16 protein-coding genes, 1 tRNA gene and 1 other annotated feature (1 of these 18 only partly in view) are annotated in these 20844 nt (G+C 54.2%); of the genes, 10 read left to right on the top strand and 7 right to left on the bottom strand.

All coding sequences use genetic code 11. The features are described from left to right. Positions 1-95, bottom strand: a binding site (T-box leader); it reaches 128 nt to the left of the window's first position. A 205-nt stretch (positions 96-300) separates the two neighbouring features. Beyond that, positions 301-582 carry a hypothetical protein gene (locus BLR64_RS13485; RefSeq protein WP_090714851.1) on the bottom strand — a complete coding sequence of 94 codons (282 nt, stop codon included), beginning with the start codon at positions 580-582 and terminating at the stop codon, positions 301-303. Between the two features lie 231 nt (positions 583-813). Between BLR64_RS13485 and BLR64_RS13480 the strand changes: the two genes are divergently transcribed. Together BLR64_RS13480 and BLR64_RS13475 are read left to right on the top strand one after the other, a co-directional pair. Continuing rightward, on the top strand, positions 814-1164 hold the full coding sequence (locus BLR64_RS13480; RefSeq protein WP_090714850.1) for a hypothetical protein: 351 nt from the start codon (positions 814-816) through the stop codon (positions 1162-1164). Positions 1165-1197: 33 nt separating this feature from the next. Then, positions 1198-2853, top strand: coding sequence for an exosporium glycoprotein BclB-related protein (locus BLR64_RS13475; protein ID WP_090714848.1), 1656 nt, complete (start codon positions 1198-1200; stop codon positions 2851-2853). Between the two features lie 275 nt (positions 2854-3128). Here the strand turns inward: BLR64_RS13475 and BLR64_RS13470 are convergent, their stop codons facing one another. From BLR64_RS13470 to BLR64_RS13450, 5 genes are all read right to left on the bottom strand, one after another. Continuing rightward, positions 3129-3710, bottom strand: coding sequence for a thioredoxin family protein (locus BLR64_RS13470; RefSeq protein WP_090714846.1), 582 nt, complete (start codon positions 3708-3710; stop codon positions 3129-3131). Positions 3711-3846: 136 nt separating this feature from the next. Further along, positions 3847-7188 carry a DEAD/DEAH box helicase gene (locus BLR64_RS13465; RefSeq protein ID WP_090714844.1) on the bottom strand — a complete coding sequence of 1114 codons (3342 nt, stop codon included), beginning with the start codon at positions 7186-7188 and terminating at the stop codon, positions 3847-3849. 133 nt (positions 7189-7321) lie between these two features. Continuing rightward, positions 7322-8011, bottom strand: a complete 690-nt coding sequence (locus tag BLR64_RS13460; protein WP_090714842.1) for a TetR/AcrR family transcriptional regulator — start codon at positions 8009-8011, stop codon at positions 7322-7324. Positions 8012-8077: 66 nt separating this feature from the next. Then, positions 8078-9115 (bottom strand): ABC transporter permease, encoded by a 1038-nt coding sequence (locus BLR64_RS13455; protein WP_090714840.1) that lies wholly within the window; start codon positions 9113-9115, stop codon positions 8078-8080. Next, positions 9112-9843 (bottom strand): ABC transporter ATP-binding protein, encoded by a 732-nt coding sequence (locus tag BLR64_RS13450; protein ID WP_090714838.1) that lies wholly within the window; start codon positions 9841-9843, stop codon positions 9112-9114. Before BLR64_RS13450 ends, BLR64_RS13455 begins: the two co-directional genes overlap by 4 nt. 325 nt (positions 9844-10168) lie before the next feature. Here BLR64_RS13450 and BLR64_RS13445 point away from each other — a divergent pair, with 325 nt between their 5' ends. The 6 genes from BLR64_RS13445 to BLR64_RS13420 all read left to right on the top strand — a co-directional run bounded on the left by BLR64_RS13445 (position 10169) and on the right by BLR64_RS13420 (position 17107). Then, positions 10169-10618, top strand: coding sequence for a hypothetical protein (locus tag BLR64_RS13445; protein ID WP_090714836.1), 450 nt, complete (start codon positions 10169-10171; stop codon positions 10616-10618). Between the two features lie 201 nt (positions 10619-10819). Further along, complete coding sequence (locus BLR64_RS13440) at positions 10820-12235, top strand: stalk domain-containing protein (protein WP_090714835.1); 1416 nt, start codon at positions 10820-10822, stop codon at positions 12233-12235. A 60-nt stretch (positions 12236-12295) separates the two neighbouring features. Next, a complete protein-coding gene (locus BLR64_RS13435; protein ID WP_068726833.1) occupies positions 12296-13159 on the top strand; it encodes a phosphate ABC transporter substrate-binding protein in 864 nt (287 codons plus the stop codon). 79 nt (positions 13160-13238) lie between these two features. After that, a complete protein-coding gene (gene pstC / locus BLR64_RS13430) occupies positions 13239-14183 on the top strand; it encodes a phosphate ABC transporter permease subunit PstC (RefSeq protein ID WP_090714833.1) in 945 nt (314 codons plus the stop codon). Then, complete coding sequence (pstA, locus tag BLR64_RS13425; RefSeq protein ID WP_090714831.1) at positions 14183-15061, top strand: phosphate ABC transporter permease PstA; 879 nt, start codon at positions 14183-14185, stop codon at positions 15059-15061. The genes pstC and pstA overlap by 1 nt, the downstream gene beginning before the upstream one ends. A 177-nt stretch (positions 15062-15238) precedes the next feature. Further along, on the top strand, positions 15239-17107 hold the full coding sequence (locus tag BLR64_RS13420; RefSeq protein WP_167360673.1) for a FapA family protein: 1869 nt from the start codon (positions 15239-15241) through the stop codon (positions 17105-17107). Between the two features lie 1062 nt (positions 17108-18169). On the opposite strand, the gene BLR64_RS13415 is transcribed toward BLR64_RS13420, so the two are convergent. Beyond that, a tRNA-Arg gene (locus tag BLR64_RS13415) sits at positions 18170-18243 on the bottom strand. 217 nt (positions 18244-18460) lie between these two features. On the opposite strand from BLR64_RS13415, the gene BLR64_RS13410 reads away from it, so the two are divergent. Both BLR64_RS13410 and tig read left to right on the top strand, forming a co-directional pair. After that, positions 18461-19306 carry a hypothetical protein gene (locus BLR64_RS13410; protein ID WP_090714950.1) on the top strand — a complete coding sequence of 282 codons (846 nt, stop codon included), beginning with the start codon at positions 18461-18463 and terminating at the stop codon, positions 19304-19306. A gap of 95 nt (positions 19307-19401) precedes the next feature. Continuing rightward, the gene (tig, locus tag BLR64_RS13405; protein WP_090714828.1) at positions 19402-20739 is read left to right on the top strand and encodes a trigger factor; all 1338 of its coding nucleotides are present in this window, start codon (positions 19402-19404) and stop codon (positions 20737-20739) included. Positions 20740-20844: the final 105 nt, after the last annotated feature.

Raw genomic sequence — 20844 nt, 5'->3', positions numbered from 1 at the left:
GTGCGCTTCATGCATTGGCTCTGTACCGGTTTCCACCATTCCCGGCTCGCTGAGACTAGGGTCCAATCCACTACTGTCCCGTTCATCGATTACGTATGATTTTTTTCAAGTATAGCGAATTTCCGGAAGAAAGCAAGAGGCGGGAGGGAGAACGGCTGGTTTTTTATGAAAAAGTTTAATCCGAGGTAGGTGCTGCTGTGAGGGTTTTAATGTCTGTGGAGCCGTAGATCAGCAGTGCAATCACAATAACGAGCAAAAGCCCGCCGGCGAATTCCTCCGCGTCAAAATCCGCTTTTTGCTTCAGAGGGTCATGATTTCGTTCAAAGTCAGGCTGCTGTTATCGTCCAGAAAGCTGACCAGCTTATCCACGTTACTCTGGCTCAGATTGCTTAATGTTTTATATTTGCCGACCAGGCTGACTACCAGGGATGCATCGGTAAACATCTGAATCGAATCCACCTTTAGCTTGCCGGTCAGCAAAAGCCCTGCAACTGCGAATTCCAGCCCCTTCGGGCTTTGGGCTTTTGGATTTGCCGGCGGTTTCTTGACACTAGTCTTTTTTCCTTTGCCAGGAGGGACCATGGGACTCCCTTCTTCCATCTCCATCGTTCAGGAAAGCAGTAGCACGAAAGGCATTCACTCCATAGAACAGCGTATGCGGATTTGCAGATTTCGGTGAATGCAGCCTGTCTGCCGTCCACACGGCCGGAACTGCGCAGGAATATTAATATATTGTGCGGTTCATTTAGCAGGGCCGCTAGAATCAAAGGTTCGTTTCATAGACGGGAGAATGGAAAGGAGGAATACAACAGGATGGCTATATTATCAACCGGACCGATCGAAAATAATCCTGTATCCGGGGTCAGACCTGCCCAGCTTGTGACTGTACGGATTATTAACCGTTCTTCCACTGCTGCAGCCAGCGTTGTAATCGAAGGCTACTATCTTACCGCAATCAGAAACTTATATGTGAGTGAGGTTATCAATATGGCTCCGAATGAGTCTGTGAGCCGGGAGTATTTTGCAGACCTGGATAGCTATGAGTTTGTCATTACAACCGGAGAGATTATAGAGGCTGATCTGGGCATCTCCGTGTGGGGCAAGCAGGCTGGCGGCCAACTGGTGGAAGCCCACCGTGTAGTCTCTCATGAAGTTATGGATTAATCACAATTTTCATAGAAAAGGAGAGTTGCGCAGATGAGTTTCTTATCTACTGGACCGATTGAAAACAATATGGTTGCCGGCACAAGACCTACAACCCAGGTAACGCTCCGTGTAGATAACCGCAGCAGCAGTATGGCATCTACCGTATCTGTTCAGGGTTTTTACCTGCTTGGCGGTGTTAGAAACCTGTATGTCAGCGAGGCTCTGAATGTGGGTCCCAACCAGGTGATAACGACTACCTACTATGCGGATCTGGATGGTTTTGAATTCCTGTTCATTACTCCTACCAGTCCGCCGGATGACCCGATTCAAATCTCATTATGGGGTAAAGACAGTACAGGCCAACTCGTAACCGCCCACCGTCTGGTTTCAGCTGAGCTGCTGGGTGAGGTGATCGGGGTCACCGGTGCAACTGGAGCAACCGGTGCAGCAGGTGCGACAGGTGCTACCGGTGCAGCCGGCGCAACAGGGGCAACAGGCCCAGGCAGTGGTGCTACCGGAGCCACGGGAGCGACGGGGTTGGCTGGAGCGACCGGAGCCACGGGAGCGACAGGGTTGGCAGGAGCTACCGGAGCCACGGGAGCGACAGGGTTGGCAGGAGCTACCGGAGCCACGGGAGCGACAGGGTTGGCAGGAGCTACCGGAGCCACGGGAGCGACTGGTTTGGCAGGAGCGACCGGGGTGACGGGAGCTACTGGTTTGGCAGGAGCGACAGGGGTGACGGGAGCGACGGGGTTGGCTGGAGCGACCGGGGTAACGGGAGCTACGGGGTTGGCAGGAGCGACCGGAGTGACGGGAGCTACGGGGTTAGCTGGAGCGACCGGGGTAACGGGAGCGACGGGATTGGCTGGAGCGACCGGAGCCACGGGAGCTACGGGGTTGGCAGGAGCGACAGGTGCCACGGGAGCTACGGGGTTGGCAGGAGCGACCGGGGTAACGGGAGCGACGGGGTTAGCTGGAGCGACCGGGGTTACGGGAGCTACTGGGTTGGCTGGAGCGACCGGAGCCACGGGAGCTACGGGGTTGGCAGGAGCGACAGGTGCCACGGGAGCTACGGGGTTGGCAGGAGCGACCGGGGTAACGGGAGCTACGGGGTTGGCAGGAGCTACCGGAGCCACGGGAGCGACAGGGTTGGCCGGAGCGACAGGTGCAACGGGACCAACCGGCTCAGGGGCGATCATTCCTTACGCTTCGGGCCTTCCGGCTGCGATGACTACTGTACTGGGCGGTCTGCTTAATACCTCCAGCTTGATCGGCTTCGGCAACAATGTTGCTGGAGTCACCATAAATGGCGGGGTCATTGACCTCACAGGTGCTGCAGGTACGCTGCTCAACTTTGCCTTCTCCGTGCCGCGTGCGGGTACCATAACTTCCTTGGCCGCATATTTTAGCACCACGGCTGCATTGAGTCTGGTAGGCTCTACAGTAACTATAACAGCGCAATTATTCCGTTCGACAACGCCGAACAATACCTTTACCGCTGTACCGGGGGCGTTAGTTACTCTGGCACCGGCACTAACGGGTATCCTCGCTTTGGGTACTATCAGCAGCGGCCTCACCACAGGGCTCAGTATCCCGGTTACCGCAGGCGAACGGCTGCTGATGGTCTTCTCGGCCGGTGTTACAGCAGGACTTGATGTGGCTGCTACCGTAGCAGGATACGCAAGCGGCGGTCTGACCATCGTCTAGGTCTGGGTTTCTTTAGCTAACAATAAAATAAAGAGGGGCTTCACCAGCTTCCGGCTGGAAAGTCCCTCTTTTTATGCGAAACCAGGCTTAACTCAGCCATCCAAGCCCCGGCTAAGCGGAAAAATCCCTTTAACAGAGCCCAAACCGAGCACCCAAGCCCGGAATAAAGGGAAAAATCCCCTTAACTGAACCAAAACCAACAACTCGGTTAGCTAGGCCTTAACCTATCGAATATAATTTCATCCCGAGGCGATCCCAACCCGCTAAAAATCCATCTACACCAAATCACAAGCCTCGGAAGGCATCCAGTGCGCATCCTGACCGTCCCATTTGACGTTGCAGCCGATCGGGTTGGTCAACGGTGTGGTGATGGCTTGTCCGGCGAGCAGCTGGGACAACGCGTTGTCCAGGTCGTTGACCGTCATTTTGGCGGTTTCACGCGGGTTATCGACACCACGGCCGGTGTAGACCAGCTTGCGGTCCTGATCAAAAACAAAGAAGTGCGGCGTGCGCAGCGCACCGTAAGCCCGTGCGGTCTCCTGCGTGTCATCGCGGAGATAGAGCCAAGGGAAGTTTTGCTCCTCCATCCGCTTCACCATATGCCCGTAGGAATCGTCCGGATGGGTCGTCTCACTGTTGGCGTTAATTCCCGCAAAAGCTACTCCCAGCTCACGGTACTTTTCGGCGGTCTGGCGCGTGACTTCATCGGACCCGACGACGAACGGGCAATGATTGCAGGTGAAGAAGATAACCAGCGCTTTGGCCGTAGCAAAGCTGTCCAGCGAGTACGTCTGACCGTCTGTTGCTTTTAAAGAGAAGTCGGGGGCTGAAGCGCCCAGTTCCAGGGTAAAACTCATGTTAATGCACCTCCGTAGAATAGTATAAAAACCATTAAGAGAAGCGTCAGCAGGCCCAAACGGCCTGCTGCTTAAGCAATAACAATCCCTGCTATTATACTTTATTTGCTTCTGCGCTTCCAAATCCTTCAACTCATCAGAGCATCAGAATCTCGCGGATATCCTGCTCGGTGAGGGCGGAGAGCGCCTCTGCCCCAGGCTGGATGACCTCCTCGATCAGGTTCTTTTTCTTCTGCTGCAGCTCGTACATTTTGTCCTCGACGGTGCCCTGGGCTACGAGACGGATTACCTGCACCACCTTTTTCTGTCCGATCCGGTGGGCCCGGTCGGCAGCCTGCTGCTCGACGGCCGGGTTCCACCATAGATCGTACAGGATCACCGTGTCTGCTCCGGTCAGGTTAAGGCCGGTGCCCCCGGCTTTTAACGAAATGAGAAACAGATCGCGTTCCCCTTCATTGAACCGGGTGCACAGCTCCACCCGTTGGTCGGCCGGCGTTTTGCCGTCCAGATAAAAATGCCGGACGCCCTGCAGGGCAAGCTCCCGGCCGATCATCCCGAGCATCTCCGTGAACTGGGAGAAGATGAGCATCCGTTTGCCGGAGCTGCGGCATTCCTCGATGATCTCCAGCAGCTGGTCGAACTTGGCCGAGCCGCCGCTGTAGTCCTCGACGAACAGGGCAGGGTGGCAGCAGAGCTGCCGCAGCCGGGTGATCCCGGCCAGTACCTTGATCCGGCCGTGGCCGAAGCTCTCGTTGTCGAGGTGCTTCAGTGCTTCCTTCCGCAGTCTGGCGAGATAAGCCATGTACAGCTTTTTCTGCTCAGGCAGCAGCTCCGAGGCATGCAGCGATTCGATTTTGTCCGGCAGCTCCTTGAGCACATCGCTTTTCAGACGGCGCAGCAGGAACGGGCGGGTCCGCTTGGCGACCGTATCGCGCGGCAGATCATGGAACGCTTTTTTGCCGGGGAACAGGCCGGGAAAAACAACGCTGTAAATCGACCACAAATCCTCCAGCGCATTTTCCACCGGCGTTCCTGTGAGGGCGAAGCGGTAGCGGGCCTGCAGTATTTTTACCGCCTGCGCAGTCTGTGTGGCATGGTTCTTGATCATCTGGGCCTCATCCAGAATCAGGGTATGGAAGGATAGCCTGGCATATAGCTCAATGTCCCTGCGCAGCAGCGGATAGGAGGTGATAATAACGTCAGCCCCCGAACTCTTGCGGACCGCCTTGGTACGTTCATTCAGGCTGCCGTCGGCAATAACGGCCTTGATGTCCGGGGCGAACCGCTTGAGCTCATTCTGCCAGTTGTAGAGCAGGGAGGCTGGAGCGACGATCAGCGCAGGCTTGCCGCCTTCACGGATATCGGTAAGCTCCGAGAGCAGAAAAGCAATGCTCTGCAGCGTTTTGCCAAGTCCCATATCATCAGCCAGAATGCCGCCGAACCGGTAGTGGGCGAGCGTCTTCATCCACTGGAACCCGAACTGCTGATAATCACGGAGCACAGGGGCGAGGCTATCCGGCAGCGGAAAATCGAGATTTTCGGGACTGGCCATATTGGCCATTAACCGCCGGAAGGAGCGCCCGATCGTAACCGCATCGCCATGCCGGGATTCCGGATTCAGCTGCAGACCCTGGACCAGCGGCAGAGTAAATTGTGGTTTGTTAAAAGGAACACTGTGTACCCCGAGCTCATTCATGAACTCGATAATCTGCAGAAACTCTGCACTTTCCAGCGGCAGCAGCGCACCGTCCGGGAGGCGGTAGTATCTGCGTTTTTCCTGCAGCGCCTCAAGAATCTGCACAATGTCAGTCTCCGCGATGCCCTGCACGGCGAATTTGAACTCCAGCCAGTCGGTTTTTTCGTTCCAGGTTAATACAGCCTTAGGCGTGTAGGTATCGGCGGCGATCCGGCCCTTGACGGCAGTGGTGGCATACACCTGAAGCAGCGGCTCCAGCAGCGGAATTGTGTGGTAGAGAAAATCATACTCCGCTTCCTCGTCGCTCATAATAAAGCCGCCTTCCGTCCGCACAAAAGACTCATGCGCCATCAGCCCGAGAATCCGCCGTTCGGCTTCCCCGTCCCGCATCAGAATGACCTCGCTGCCCCGGCTGCGGCTGTCCTCCTCCAGCGGATTAATCACTATGCTGCCATATTGGAATTCGAGGCCGGCCAGCAGCCGGTCCCGCACCCGGTCCAGGTACAGCCGCGCCTGCAGCGGAGTCTGCACGATCCGGTCAGCGATGGCCTCGGCGATGTGCACGCTGCCAAGCTTTTTTAGCCCGGGAATGACCTGCTCCATAAAAGGCTCCATCTGCTCAGGCGCAATGGCAATCCCGTCCTTGCGGGCAGCGGCCAGCATCCGCTTCAGCTCAGCGAGCCTGCGGCATTCCTCAGATTCCAGCTTCAGCAGCTTGCCCCCGGACAACACCAGCCCGTAATCCTCCAGCACCATAACCTGTGCCATGCCTTCAATATCCAGATGGTATCCGTCTTCTGCAGACTGGTCGAACCGGAAACTTAATGGCGGGGATTCGGTAGACAGCTCCAGCTTCTCCAGGATCAGATCACCCTGCTGCAGCAAAGCAGAGGGGGCAGCAAGCAGCACCGGCAGCAGGCCCTCCCAGAACAAGGGCGGAACCGCCAGCAGCCGTTCCCCGCCCATCCCGGAAGATTGCGCAGCATAAGGATTGACACCTGCACGGTACAGCTTTTCATTCGACGATATGTCAATCAGCTTCAGCAGAACATCATTGTCTTCCTTGTTGAATGAGTGCAGCGCAGGATCGTAGGTGAAATGCCTGGAGAACTCAAACGGCTCGCCGCGCCGGACATGCTCCAGGAAGGTTCTGATTTTTTGTACAATATAGAGGCGCTTGGGGCCGACCTTTAACTCAATACCCAGCATTTGCGAGCTGTAGTTGACCGTAACCGGCTTGCAAATAAATTCTACCTGCAGCGGTGTCCGCAGATCGGAATAGGTTCCTGTAACGCTAGGCCGGGTGCGGCTTAAGCCTGCGAATACCTCCAGCATCCCGTTCACCAGCTGACGGTCTCCCGTGTGAGGAGCTGTACCAGTAATCCCGTTTGGTACATTGCGTGGGGTAAGAACGCCCGTCTCCGGCAGCGGCTCGCCCGGTTCTTCCTTTGACAGGCTTTCGCTCCCATCGTCCGCACCGTCCTCTTCCAGACGAAGAATAGTGAACAGGCTGGCCGCGATATGCCGGCAAAAGGCCCCTCCGTGATAATAGGCAGGACAGGTGCATTCCGCATTTACATCCCCGTCACTGTCGATGGCCAGCGCAACATCATAGCTCTCCAGCCCCTGAACCTGCGTGCGGTATTTGGAATATTCAAGCCTGTCGTCATTCTCTCTATAATTCAGCCGGACCCTTCCGGCTTCGTAGTCAGCACGGCCTTTATCCAAGGCATCACTGCCGCACAGCAGCCGGATTACCCGCTCGGGAACATAATAACCCATGTTACATTCACTTCCTTACACCTGTCCGGATTTTCCGGTTATTCGATCGTATTTATCTTACCAAAAAGCCACTGCAGAAGGTGTCCTCTACAGTGGCTTTAGACGATATAAGCTCATTTGATCCAGCCTGACGCTACTGCTCACGCAGCGCCGGCCCGCCGATCCCGTGCAGCATGAAGGTGATCAGCTGGCTGATCTCCTCCTCATCGTCCCAGTCCTTCTCCGGCATCAGCAGCAGGCGGGCCAGCAGATAGCCGATCACTGAGGAAACAGTGAACCGGATAATGGCGGGGGTTGGCGCATCAATAACCTCACCTTCAGCCTTGAAATGCTCTGTAATCGCGGTTACCCGCTCCAGCACCTGAGCCAGGACATTTTCGGCAAACTGCTCGCGCAGTGCGGGCTGGAACGGAATCTCCTGAACGAGAATCCGGATAATTTTGAAATTTTTACGGGCAAAGTCCAGCCGGTTCACAATAAACGCCCGCAAAAAGGCCTCATAGCTCTCAAAGGGCATATCCAGCACCCCATTAAAGTTGCGCATCACGAACGGGGCAATCATCCGGCTCATGGTCGGTCCGACGATGGACAGCAGCAGGTCTTTTTTGGTTTTGTAGTAGCGGAAAATCGTCCCCTCAGCCACGCCCGCCTTTTGGGCGATTTCACTGGTGGATGCCGCCGAGAAGCCTTTATCGGAAAATATCTCTATGGCCGCCTCCAGGATGGAGATTTGCTTAGGCGTCATCTGCCCGTCTTCCTTGACGGCGAGCAGCTCCTCGATCCATTGCTCTTTATCGTGCTGCCCGGCACTTTCTTTAGTCATATCATGGCCCTCCAAAATGTTGCTGTCCCTCTATAGTATCACGGCTGCAGACGAAGTTACACCAGGCTACATTCTGCGGTGCTTGCGCAGCGCCAGCACGTTAAGAACCATGAACAGCAGCGAAAAGCCGACCAGCACATAGGCACTCAGGGCAATTGCGCTCCAGCCTTTGCCGCGGATCATAATATCCATCAGCGCCTGGGCACCGTAATAGATCGGAGTCGCCAGGCTGACCCGCTGCAGCCAGAGCGGCAGCGTATCCATCGGGAACAGGCCGCTCAAAAAAATCTGCGGCACTATAACGAGCGGAATGAACTGGATCATCTGCAGCTCATTGCCGGCAAAGGCCGAGAGCAGCGTACCTAGCGTTAGCGCCGTAATCGCCAGAAGCAGCGTAATGAGCAGCACATAGCCGAAGCTGCCGGCCATCATGATACCGAGCACCTGAATGGAAAACCAGGAGATCAGCAGCGCCTGAACCACTGTGAAAATGCCAAAGCCGCAGACATAGCCGATCACAATCTCCCAGCGCTTCAGCGGGGTGGAGAGCAGACGCTCCAGTGTACCGGTCGTCCGTTCGCGCAGAAAGGACACTCCGGCGATCAGGAATACGAAAAAGAAAATGAAGACCCCGATCATAATCGGTCCGAAGCGGTCGATCGTGGTCATATCCTCGGCACCGTACAAGTAGCTGATCTGTGGCCGGATTTCACCCTGACCAGAGCCTGCCGGATGAAGCTGCAGCAAGGCTTCCTGCAGGGCGAGCAGAACCGCCCGGTTAGCGGTCGGGTTGCTGCCCTCAAGCTTTACAGCAGGCGAGGTTCCTTCCAGGGTTATCAGGGCATCTATGTCGCCGTCCTTCAGCGCAGCATTTCCCTGTTCAGCCGTAGTGAAGTCTGTAACGGCAGCGTCCTGCGCTTCCAGCGCAGAGGCGAAGACAGCGGCCCCGCCGGTTACACCGATAGTCGGTTTATAGGCATCCCCGTTAAACACGAGACTCATCAGGCTCAGGACGAGCAGGGGGGCGATGAACATCAGTGCCATCGTCCGTTTATCATGAATGAACTGCCGCAGAATGCGTAAGGTAATAGCGCGTATTTTCATTTTCGGGCACCCCCATACGTTAAAAAGGCTTCCTCGATCGTAGCGGAGCCGGTAGCCTGCATCAGTCCCGTAGGCGTATCTACGGCCAGCAGCTGGCCGTCGCGGATCATGCCCAGCCGGTCGCATTTTTCTGCTTCATCCATGACATGAGTCGTCAAAACGATGGTCGTTCCCTGGCGGTTCAGCGAGCGCAGCTCCTGCCAGATGGACTGGCGCAGCAGCGGATCGATCCCTACGGTAGGCTCATCGAGAATGAGCAGCGGCGGCTCGTGCAGCAGAGCGATGGCCAGCGATAAACGGCGCTTCATGCCGCCGGAGTACTGGTCTACGCGCTTGCGCAGGTGCTCCTGCAGGTTCACAAGCTCCATCACATCGACAATGCGCCGCGTGCGGTTTCCGCCCTTTAGCCCGTAGAGTGCTGCAAAAAACTCCAGATTCTCCTTTGCGCTCAGCTCTGTGTACAAAGCGTCCGACTGGGCCATGTACCCGATCTGCTGCAGCATGTTGAGCTTGGGCATCTTGAGGCTCATCACCTGTACTTCGCCGGAGCTGGCCTCGTCGATGCCGGTCAGAAGCTTCACCAGTGTCGTTTTGCCGGAACCCGACGGGCCCAGCAGCCCGAAGGTTTCGGCTCGGTTTACCTGCAGATTGATATCCTTGAGCACCGTTTTGCTGCCAAAAGCCCTGCTGACATGGCTGACTGAAATGACCGGAGTATCCTGATCCATGACTATCTCCTCGATTCCTTTAATAGGTGTTATATTAATGAGTGAGTACTCACTCATTATTGTAATGCGTTCACTGCACGTTGTAAATCTTTATTTGCGGCTTTAAAAGTAATAAAATTTAATTTTTCACTATGCAAATTTGCAAGAAATATGAATAACACCGTTTTCCGCCTGATTAATGCGGGTAAATAACAATATATGCTCAAAAACTTGACCCTAATCTCAACATTTTACTATTCGCATTCTTAATCGCATTGTTAATCACATTACTAATCTCAGTCCTATCCCAGGCCCAGTCCCTACTATTAAGAGGAGGCTTTTGATAATGTCCGACAGGAAACCGATTGTCCCCCTGCTGGTTCTGCTGGCCGCAAGTCTAAGCTTGGGTGGATGCAGCGGGGCTGAGACAGCCGCAACGGACTCCCGTAATTTCCATACCCTGGCTGAGGAGAGAATCAGTGAGCCGCAGTATTTACCCGGTGATTTGCCGATTCCGGAAGGGGCGGGCATTACGTTTACGGAAGGCGAGTTTGCGGGCGGCAAGAAATCATCCATGCTGATCTACGAGACGGATGAAACGATGGCCGAGCTGGGCACTACATACCTCAAATATGTGAAGCAAAAAGCACTCGAAAGCGGGACGCAGATTATGGACAAGGACAACCTGCTTATCAGCGGAAAAGCGCCGGGCAGCTATTCCTATTCGATCATCGGCAGCAGCTCGGAGGCGAAGCCGGGCGGTACCGAAATCATCGTAACGTGGGTTGAAAATTAAAAGTTTCATGCTTCATTGCAGGGGCTATCGAATTTTTTGCCGGAGATTTTACATAGCGTTAACTTTCAGGCTATCCCGAGGGTATTTTGGGGCTGGCCTTTTTGTGTACTTAATATTTCCAAAACATTCCTCTCGAACAGAATTCACACTGATAGCAGAAAATAGCATTAGCAGTTACCTATATGAAAAGGGTGAATCTAATTGAGAAATAGTAAATGGTTCAGCGCGGCTTTGGCTTCTGCACTTCTTGTAACAGGAGGAGCAGGCAGTATTCTGGGAGCGAACAGCGCGAGTGCCGCAGCCGTGGCCAGTACCGTCAAAACAGGGACAGCCACATGGACTGTAAACAGCAATCCGGCCCGGTTCAGCACAATTGACAGCAGCGGCTACAAACTGTATTCGCTTAGCCAGGTAGCCGGTGAGCTTGGTGCCAAGCTGATTCTCGCAAACGGCGGATTTGAACTGAATGACAGCAAGGGGCTACATACGGTACAGCTTCAAGCAGGCTCCAAAACCTATGTGGTGGATGGTGCATCCCAGCAGTTTACGGTAGCGCCTGTCGTATATAACGGTAAAGTTTACGTTGAGCTGACCAAGCTCGTAACTGCCCTGGGCGGAGAGCTTTCGGCGGAAAGCATGGAGATTTTGAGCTTCGCCCGTCCGGAAGGCCAGTTTGATACCCTGCACTGGACAGCAGACGGCAGCATCATTGCGAACAAGAGTGACTCCGAAACAGCCCAGCTGCTGAAGTTCAGCGCATATCCGGGCGATTATGAAGTGTTTTCTTCCAATGAAAGTGCGCTTGATTTCGCAGTTTCCGCCGACCAGCAGTGGGGCGCGTTCACAGATGAGACAGGCCAGCTGAAGCTGATCAACCTGTCGAGCGGCGCCATTTCCTCTCTGGGCACCGACACCAGCGTGAAGACGGATCTGGTATGGTCGCAGGACGGCAAAACCATCTACTTCATCCAGGGCGACAAGCAGGAGAAAATTGCCCAGATCTCGGTTGAAACCGGAACAGTAAAAGCCGTGCTCGAAGATAAAGTGGAAAATAAATCCGAGCTGCGCCTCTCCGCTGATGCGAAAAGCGTGGTGTATATCGTCAACGTAACCGGCGTAGCCAAAAACGATGCCGACAGCACTGAAGATTCCCTGACTGTAGACTACAGCAAAGCCGGAGAGCAGCTCTTCAAGCTGGATCTTGCAACCAAGGATGCCAAGCCAAAAGCACTGACTACCGAGCTCGACAACAAGCTGTATCCAGAGATCCTGGCTAACGGCGGCGTTGTTTATCTGAGTGCAGACGCTGAAGGAAATGCGGCTAACACCCTGAAGTCGATCAGCGCTGACGGAGCTACCATTACTAACATTGCACTCGATACGGAAGCAACCTGGTCTGCCGGTGTAGCTACGGGTCTGGTCGTATCCGGAATGGCTGCTGACGGAAGCACTACCATCTATTCCATCGATGCAAGCGGCAATAAAACCGTGCTGTTCCAGACGGCTGAAGATGTATCCGAAATTGCGGTATCCCATGACGGCAGCAAGCTGGCGGTAGTAAGCGATGGTAAAGTTCTGCTGATCCAGGGCGGCAAAGCACTGCAGTTGACTAAATAAGACACGTCCCTCATAGCCCACACAATATAACGGCATAGCGCCGGGAGGAGAATTCAGATCATGAAGCTTTTCAAAAAATTTACGGTAACGGCACTGACAGCAGTAATCGCAGTAACCGCATCATTCGCAGGTATTGCGGCAGCAGCCGACACCCTCAAGGGTAAAATCACAATCAACGGTTCGACCGCACTGCTTCCGCTCACACTGCAGGCTGCCAAGGAATTCCAGAAGCTGCACCCTAAGGTGAAAATCGCCGCTTCCGGTAAAGGTTCCGTAACAGGTCCCCAGGCTGTAAAAAAGGGCATCGCTGATATCGGCGCCTGCGACTGGGATGCAAGCATTGACGTTCCAGGGTTCAAGGCTTTTGACGGACAGGTAGCGAACAAGGTAGCGGTTATTCCTTTTGCCACGATCGTTAACAAAAACGTCGGCGTAGACAACCTGACCACTGAACAGCTGGCCGGTATTTTCTCCGGTAAAATCACCAACTGGAAAGAAGTCGGCGGATCGGACGCCAACATCGTAGTTATTACCCGTTCTTTCGGTTCCGGTACACGCGTTAACTACCAGGCTAAAGCGCTGGGCGGCGGAGACATCGTGAAGAAAGAAAAGAACTACAAGGAAACAGGCTCCAGCGGTGACATGAAGACTGCCGTTGCCACTACTCCTAACTCCATCGGTTATATCGACCTTGTATACGTAAGCGGCAGCGACATCAAGGCTGTAAAGCACAACGGTGTTGCAGCTACTACAGATAACGTAATCAACGGCTCGTACAAGATCTGGGCATACGGCTACTACATGACCAAAGGCCAGCCAACCGGCGCTACAAAAGAATTCATCGAGTATGTACAGAGCAAGAAGTTCCAGAACGGCTCGCTCAAAAAGCTTAAATTCATCCCGATCGCAGCAATGAAAGGCTAAGGTAAAGCTTCATTATATTGAACGGTAACAGCGGCCAGCTCCGGAATATTCGGGGGTGGCCGCTTACAGGAGGGAAAGTATGGGGGCACCCGTCCAAAGCCTGGCATCCCAAACGCCAAATAAGGCTGAGCATAGCAACATTAATGATAAACGCCACAGAAGACATCTGCTTGGCAACCGGTTATCGCGTTATTACTTCTTTTTTAGCATCCTGGCATTGTGCTTCGTGCTTGGACTTGTCATTGTGTTCATCGGAAAAACAGCGCTGCTGCTGTTCGGGGATGTCTCTCCGGCCGAGTTCTTCCTGTCCTTTAACTGGACACCGGAGGAGGAGGCTTTTGGTGCGGCGGCCTTTATTGTAAATACACTTACCCTGACTGCGCTAACGCTGCTGATTGCAGTGCCGGTTTCTGTGGGGATGGCTGTGCTCTGCGCGGAGATTGCCCCGAAATGGATGAAGAGCTTCATCCGTCCTGTGCTCGACCTGCTCGTCGGCATTCCTTCTATAGTATATGGCTACCTGGGGCTCACTGTATTGTTGCCTTTTCTGCGCAGAATCAGCGGTGAAGGACTGGGCGACGGGATTCTGGCGGCTGCGCTTGTCCTGGCACTTATGGTGCTGCCTACGATCTGCCGGATCAGCGATGATGCCATACTGGCGGTGCCGCGCAAATTCCGCGATGCAGCCTATGCCCTTGGCTCCACCCGTCTGCAGGTAATCATGCGGGTTGTGCTGCCGGCGGCTAAGCGGGGGATTATCTCGGCAATTATTCTTGGGATGACCCGTTCAGTCGGCGAGACCATGGCTGTAGTTATGGTGATCGGGAATACGCCGCAGCTGGCCAAAAGCCTGTTTACCCCGTCTTCCGTACTGACCAGTAACATTGTTATGCAGATTTCGAACGTGGAATTTGACTCGAATTGGAACTACGCGCTGCATATGATGGCCTTTCTGCTGCTGCTTATTTCCTTTGTGATGATTCTTGTCATCCGTATAATCGGCCGGAAAAGGGAGGGTGCGTAATGAACTTTACCCGTAATCCTCATACTGCACGCTCCCGGCGCAACAACCAGATCGCCACCTTCGGCTTCTATGCGCTGGGTGCACTGGTTATGCTGCTGATCTTCTGGCTGCTCTTTACGATTCTCAGCAAAGGATTGCCGCAGCTCAGACCCGAGTTCCTCGTCAAGCTCCCGGAAGAGATTGATCCGGGCGGCGGCATCGGGCCGGTGCTGTTCAACTCCTTCTACATCCTGTTTATCTCTTTGCTGATTTCGATTCCAATCGGATTGGGCGCAGGGATCTATATGGCGGAGTACGCTCCGGATAACCGCTTTACCGGCGCACTGCGCATCTGCGTGGAGTCGCTGTCCTCGGTGCCTTCCATCGTCTTTGGTCTTCTGGGGCTGGCCATCTTCGCCGAATACTTCGACATTGGCCTGACCATTCTCGGCGGCGGCGTCTCGCTGGCCCTGCTTAACCTGCCGATGCTGGCCCGCGTAACCGAAGAAGCGGTGCGCGCCGTTCCCGGCGACATCCGTGAAGCCGGCTATGCGCTGGGGATGACCAAATTCCACGTCATCCGCAAGGTCGTATTGCCTGTGGCCCTGCCGGCCATCGTTACCGGCATCTGCCTCGTAGCGGGCCGCGCCTTCGGGGAGTCGGCAGTAATAATCCTGACCGCCGGCCTCAGCACCTCCGGCGAGATGTGGGACTTCAACCTGTTCTCCCCGGGGGAGACCCTGGCGGTGCATCTCTGGTATGTGCAGTCCGAGGCAATTGTCGAAGACGCGCGTCAGATTGCCGACAAGTCGGCGGCGGTGCTGGTCTTCGTCGTGCTGCTGATCAACTTCATTTTCCGGTTCCCGCTGTGGCTGGGCAACCGCAAAAAAGGACACTAAAACAAGCTTTCCGGCTGTCCGGGGTGGATGTTGCTCTCCGGGCGGCTTTTTTGTATGCCCGCAGAGTTCCGCTGTTTAGTGATTGCTAATAAAAATTATTAATACTACAATGAAAGCAATTACGCAGATTGTGCATTTTTTCGACAAATGGGCACTTACCAGGGAGGTGCAGCCCCAATGCCAGACCGTATGAGTGAGCAGGAGCTGAACAAGCTGATCAACATGCTGGAGCTTTCCGAGCATGTGGATGAGGATGAGCTGGATCAGGCTTTTATTGAAGCTGAAGCCGAAAATGACCTTGGAGGGCGTGTGCTAGTCCGGGCAGGTAAAATCTTCGTCCAGGACCCGCTGCCCGGCGGCAGTCCGGCAGTGATCTCGGCTGCTGCTCCGGTCGTTATCAGCGTCAACGGGGAGCCGATTACAGGTCCTGCCGAGGTAACCACACTGGATGAGATAAAATGGTCGATAACGGAGCCTCCGCTGTACAGGATTCATGTATCGGAGGATCATTTGCAGGCTTTTTTCACCCTGTATTCAACGCGGCGTTACCAGTGGAAGCTGAATGACTGTTATTCTTCCAGCATGGTTGAAGTAGAAGCGGCGATGGACACAGATACGGTAATCGGGCTGCTTGGACTCAATCAGGTTATTGCCGATTTCGAGCAGCGGGGCATTATGCAGAACCTGAACATTTCCGGCATTCATGCCGAGCTGCAAAACCCCACTTACCAGCCGATTACAGCGGCCAAGGGGCGGGCGGCGGTTCCGGGGGAGAATGCGGCGCTTGAGCTGTTTTTTTCGGAGACGATTGAGAATGAATTCAGCGAAATAGAGGGCCACGTGGACTTCCGCAGCCATCTCCGGATTCCGTCTGTGATCAGGGGCCAGGTGATTGCCCGCAAAATCCCTTACATTGAAGGGATTCCCGGTTGTGACGTGTACGGAGAGATTCTGTATCCGCCCATCCCGGGCGATATTACAATCGTTGCCAAGAATAACACGGTGCTGCTGATCAACAATGAGATCCGTGCGCTGCGGGAAGGCCGTCCCCGGGTTACCGGGGAGAAGGTCAAAACTTTTGACATTACGACTACTTATACCGTTCCGGGCAACGTCAGCATCAAAACGGGGAACATCCTCTTTTCCGGCGATGTGGTGGTGCAGGGGAATGTCGAAGACAATATGATTATTGAATCGCTCGGCAATGTTTACGTGGAAGGCAGTATTTACAACTCCACCATTACAGCAACCGGCAGTATCGTCGTCAAGGGGAATGTCCTCAACAGCAAGCTATATTCCGGCTACTTCGGCGTGCTGTACAACCGGGTTTTTAACTGCTCGAAGCTGCTGATTGAGGAGGCTGTCCAGCTCAAGAAGGCGGTCCGCCTGTTGATCCAGGCCGTCCAGGCCCGCAAGCAGAGCGTAAAATACGGCCAGGCGGTGCTGCTGCTGCTGGAGAGCAAGTTTCAAAGGATCCCCGGGCTGATCAAGGAGCTGCTCTTGGTGCTGGAGACGATCCAGGCTTCGTATCACCAGGATCTGGAGCATACTATGCATTTTCTGAATCTGATGCTGAAGCCGGTTCAGCTGGTCGACTTTATGGACGAGGCTTCGCTGAACGGTGTAATCGGCATGATCGAGGAGCTGCATGCAGGCGTGGCCCGGATGCAGGAGAACAAGGTGGAGGTCAACATCGGTAAATGCCAGAACAGCACTATTAAATCAAACGGCGACATCAACATCCACCGGGACGGGATCGTGCAGAGTGAGCTGTTCTCTTCGGGCAACATCACCTTCCGCAAGGTGTTCGCGGTGTGCCGGGGTTCAAAGCTGGAGTCGGGCGGTAGCATCAGCGCGTATTATGTCGGCGGCGAGAGCGGGGCACAGTCCTACCTGAAGGCCAAGCACAGCATAACCGTACGCAAAATTTACGCCGGCCGGATCACCATCGACAGCTACACCGCAGACATTAGCAAGCCGCTGGAAAATATGACGTTTGATCTGGAGAATATCCGTACGGTCAAGCTGCGGATGGAGTCGGAGTAACGGCTGCGTTATTAGGAGCTTGTGCAGAGTGGTATGGCTAATGCGAGCGGCGAGTGTTCTATGAAGAAGTCTGCAAAAGCGTCCGTCCGGGAAACATTGCATACGGAGTTTGTGCCGGTGCGTCTGCGTTAAAAGCGGCTACGGGCAAGTTGTCTGATGTACCAATTGGACCAAATCTGCGGGGGAGCCATTAATGCGCCGATTAGATGCTGGCGGGGGGATTTCAACTAACTCTATAGTTTGTTTCTTCAGGCCCGGGGAGGACTCGGGCTGTCCGGTTACTGGCTGACAGCCCGGGTTGCACCCGCTGCGCGCTGTATTGAGGACTGCTGAGTCCGGTCTGAACTCGCTGCGCGCTGTCTAACGGACTCCTGAATGGGTCCGCGCCCGCTGCGGGATGTCTAACGGACTCCTGAGTCGGTCCGCCCCCGCCGCGCGCTGTCTAACGGACTCCTGAGTCGGTCCGCCCCCGCTGCGTGATGTCTAACGGACTCCTGAGTCGGTCCGCCCCCGCTGCGTGATGTCTAACGGACTCCTGAGTCGGTCCGCCCCCGCCGCGCGCTGTCTGACGGACTCCTGAATTGGTCCGCCCCCGCTGCGTGATGTCTAACGGACTCCTGAGTCGGTCCGCCTCCGCTGCGTGATGTCTAACGGCTCAGGAGCTCGGTCCGCCCCCACTGCGTGATGTCTAACGGACTCAGGAGACGCTATTAGTTAGTTTTATTGTGTCTCCACCGTTTAACGGACTCGGTTGCCGTTATTTATGCATTGGGTTAGCGAATGGCGCCTTTTGGAGCAGAATAACGGCTGTGGAGTCCGTTAGAGTTGGATTAAGCAGAAAATCGGCCAAATAGCGTCATCTGAGTCCGTTAAAGGCTGCAGTAGTGTTCTGGTTGAGCTCAGACAAATAGTGACATGTTTCGCCGTTCTACTTTCAGCTATGATCGCTGCTACAATAACGCTGGCTCCTTGGACTCCGAGTAGTATCGCCGCCCACAATGGCGCTCATCCCCCCGGAAAGCAGAAACAGCCCCCCTGAAGGAAGGCTGTCTTTGCTTGTTACGTCCCGGAAGGGATTCGAACCCCCGACCGTGCGCTTAGAAGGCGCATGCTCTATCCAGCTGAGCTACCGGGACACGGACACTCAAAAGCAAGCAAAAATTATGTTATCATAGATGAATAATTTTTTCAACTTGTTTTTTTGAATGCTCTACAGGATATGCTATAATCTACAATTGATCATGGATCGGATAAAAAGGAGGTGCCCTCATTAATCAATTCAATTCCCCCGCCAAAGAGAATGTCGTGCTGTTTCCGAAGACACTGGATTATTACCAGATTCAGCTTACGGTAATGCTGGAGAGTGAACGCTACGGGGAAGCGATGGAACTGCTGCGGTTTCTGCTGCAATGCCAGGGACAGGAGGAGCGGCACTACGAGGAATGGCAGTCATTGCTGGACTGGCTGGAGGCGGCGTTTCCGTATGATGCCGGAAGCACAGAGGCGGACCGTGCCGCTTCCAGCGAGGAGCAGGATCTGAAGGAAGAGGACATGGCCCGTATTTTGGCGAAATCCAAGCTAGAAGAGGATGCGGGTTACCCGGACAAGCTGCTGCGCAAGGTGATGAATGAGCCGCTGTCGGAGGGAACCATTCTGGCGCTGGAGCAGCTCTCGTATCTGGAGGGCGGCAGTGTGGATGAGACGCTGACAACCTGGCTGCAAAAGACCCCGGTGCATCCGCTCCTGCAATTCAGGGCGCTGCAGACGCTTAAAAAGCGTGGTGTTCAGGGAGTCATCCGGCTGGCACGCGGCAGCGAGCTGGCGCAGATCGAGATTGAAGCGGTCCCGCTGCAGAATGAGGACTTTCCGCCACAGGTTGCCCAGGTTATGGAACGGGTGGCCGAACAGGCTGAGGTGCATGAGCCTACATTGTATTATTTTGCCCAGGAGCTCTGGGGACAGTTTATTATGTCGATTTATGGGTCGGGCGAATATCGTAAATTGCTGGATGGCGAGGATGAGCTGCTTGATATTTGGGCGGGTGCGCTGCACCAGCTGGTATCAGAGAGTCTGAACGGAACCCGGCAGGAGGAGGAGACCCGGGCCATGTACGGCATTACCGGGGGCATGCGCTTTCAATTCGAAGGGGCATACCGTTCCCTGAAAGGATTTGTTAAGAGTTCCATACTTGATAAATAAGGCGATGTTGTATATAATATAATGGTTATTCTGTGCGTGAAAGTCGTAATAATCTAAGTTAACATGCAACCTATTTTTGGAGGGAAAAGTATATTATGAAAGCAACCTGGGAAAAAATAGAGAAGAACCTTGGAGTTCTTGAAGTCGAAGTAGAAGCAGAGCGCGTAGCTGCAGCTCTCGACAAGGCTTTTAATAAAGTGGTTAAGAAAGCAAACGTACCTGGCTTCCGTAAAGGTAAAGTGCCGCGGCCGATCTTTGAATCCCGTTTCGGTGTAGAAAGCCTATACCAGGATGCAATCGACATCCTTCTTCCTGAAGTATACGGCGAAGCTGTTGAGCAGACTGACATCTTCCCTGTTGACCGTCCTGAAGTGGACATCGAGCAATTCGCGAAAGGCCAAGCCTTCATCTTCAAAGCGAAGATCACGGTTAAGCCTGAAGTGAAGCTGGGTCAGTACAAAGGCCTGGAAGTTCCTGCCCAGAAGGCTGAAGTTACGGAAGACGAGCTGAACGCTGAACTGAAACGCCTGCAGGAGCGTCATGCTGAGCTGGTTGTTGTTGAAGAAGAAGCGGCAGTTAACGGCGACATCGCTGTGATCGACTTTGAAGGTTCTGTTGACGGCGTTCCTTTCGAAGGCGGTTCAGCTGAGCGTCATTCCCTTGAGCTTGGCAGCAACTCCTTCATCCCTGGCTTTGAAGAGCAGGTTGTAGGTATGGCTACTGGCGATTTCAAGGATGTTGAAGTTACCTTCCCTGAGAGCTACCATGCAGAGAACCTTGCCGGCAAGGCTGCAGTATTCAAAGTGAAGCTGCACGAAATCAAGCGCAAACAGCTTCCTGAGTTGGATGACGAATTCGCTAAGGATGTAAGTGAATTCGACACACTGGAAGAATACAAAGCAGACCTGAAGGCACAGCTTGAATCCCGCAAGCAGGATGAACTTAAAGGCGTACGCGAAAATGCGGTAGTTGACGCAGCAGCAGCCAACGCTGAAGTTGAAATTCCTGAAGCGATGATCAAGAGCGAAGTAGCGAACATGGTTCGTGATTTCGACAACCGTCTTCGTCAGCAGGGCATGAACATGGACATGTTCCTCAGCTTCTCCGGCCAGACCCGTGAAGATCTGGAAGGCCAGATGAAGGGCGATGCCGAGAAGCGCGTCCGCAACAACCTGGTTCTTGAAGTGATCGCGAAGGAAGAGAACATTGAGGTTTCCGAAGAGGAAGTAACCCAGGAGCTTGCTAACATGGCTGAATCCTTCAAGCGTACACCTGAAGAGATCCGCAGCATTCTGGCAGCGAACGGCTCCCTGAGCAGCCTGAACGAAGAAATCTCCCTGCGCAAAACAATCGACCTGCTTGTAGCAAGCAGCGTTGAAGTAGAAGCACCTGCAGCTGAAGAAGCACCGGCTGAAGAAGCAAGCGCTGAGTAAGTTCAGCTGTAAACTTCATTTTACCTAGAGCGGCCAGGCAAGTCGGCCTCCATAATAGCAGTCAATAAGGCACGTAAGTTCTGTTACGTGCCTTATTTTTTATCG

Source organism: Paenibacillus typhae (assembly GCF_900099765.1).
GTDB classification, from domain to species: Bacteria; Bacillota; Bacilli; order Paenibacillales; family Paenibacillaceae; genus Paenibacillus_AQ; species Paenibacillus_AQ typhae.
Note: the sequence above shows the minus strand (reverse complement) of the source record. Positions and strands in the feature narration are given on the sequence as shown.

What these genes read in the sequence shown, in the direction of transcription:
- BLR64_RS13485 (WP_090714851.1), bottom strand. Translation starts at nt 582, where the DNA reads ATGGTCCCTCCTGGCAAAGGAAAAAAGACTAGTGTCAAGAAACCGCCG.
- BLR64_RS13480 (WP_090714850.1), top strand. Translation starts at nt 814, where the DNA reads ATGGCTATATTATCAACCGGACCGATCGAAAATAATCCTGTATCCGGG.
- BLR64_RS13475 (WP_090714848.1), top strand. Translation starts at nt 1,198, where the DNA reads ATGAGTTTCTTATCTACTGGACCGATTGAAAACAATATGGTTGCCGGC.
- BLR64_RS13470 (WP_090714846.1), bottom strand. Translation starts at nt 3,710, where the DNA reads ATGAGTTTTACCCTGGAACTGGGCGCTTCAGCCCCCGACTTCTCTTTA.
- BLR64_RS13465 (WP_090714844.1), bottom strand. Translation starts at nt 7,188, where the DNA reads ATGGGTTATTATGTTCCCGAGCGGGTAATCCGGCTGCTGTGCGGCAGT.
- BLR64_RS13460 (WP_090714842.1), bottom strand. Translation starts at nt 8,011, where the DNA reads ATGACTAAAGAAAGTGCCGGGCAGCACGATAAAGAGCAATGGATCGAG.
- BLR64_RS13455 (WP_090714840.1), bottom strand. Translation starts at nt 9,115, where the DNA reads ATGAAAATACGCGCTATTACCTTACGCATTCTGCGGCAGTTCATTCAT.
- BLR64_RS13450 (WP_090714838.1), bottom strand. Translation starts at nt 9,843, where the DNA reads ATGGATCAGGATACTCCGGTCATTTCAGTCAGCCATGTCAGCAGGGCT.
- BLR64_RS13445 (WP_090714836.1), top strand. Translation starts at nt 10,169, where the DNA reads ATGTCCGACAGGAAACCGATTGTCCCCCTGCTGGTTCTGCTGGCCGCA.
- BLR64_RS13435 (WP_068726833.1), top strand. Translation starts at nt 12,296, where the DNA reads ATGAAGCTTTTCAAAAAATTTACGGTAACGGCACTGACAGCAGTAATC.
- pstC (WP_090714833.1), top strand. Translation starts at nt 13,239, where the DNA reads ATGGGGGCACCCGTCCAAAGCCTGGCATCCCAAACGCCAAATAAGGCT.
- pstA (WP_090714831.1), top strand. Translation starts at nt 14,183, where the DNA reads ATGAACTTTACCCGTAATCCTCATACTGCACGCTCCCGGCGCAACAAC.
- BLR64_RS13420 (WP_167360673.1), top strand. Translation starts at nt 15,239, where the DNA reads ATGCCAGACCGTATGAGTGAGCAGGAGCTGAACAAGCTGATCAACATG.
- BLR64_RS13410 (WP_090714950.1), top strand. Translation starts at nt 18,461, where the DNA reads ATGCTGGAGAGTGAACGCTACGGGGAAGCGATGGAACTGCTGCGGTTT.
- tig (WP_090714828.1), top strand. Translation starts at nt 19,402, where the DNA reads ATGAAAGCAACCTGGGAAAAAATAGAGAAGAACCTTGGAGTTCTTGAA.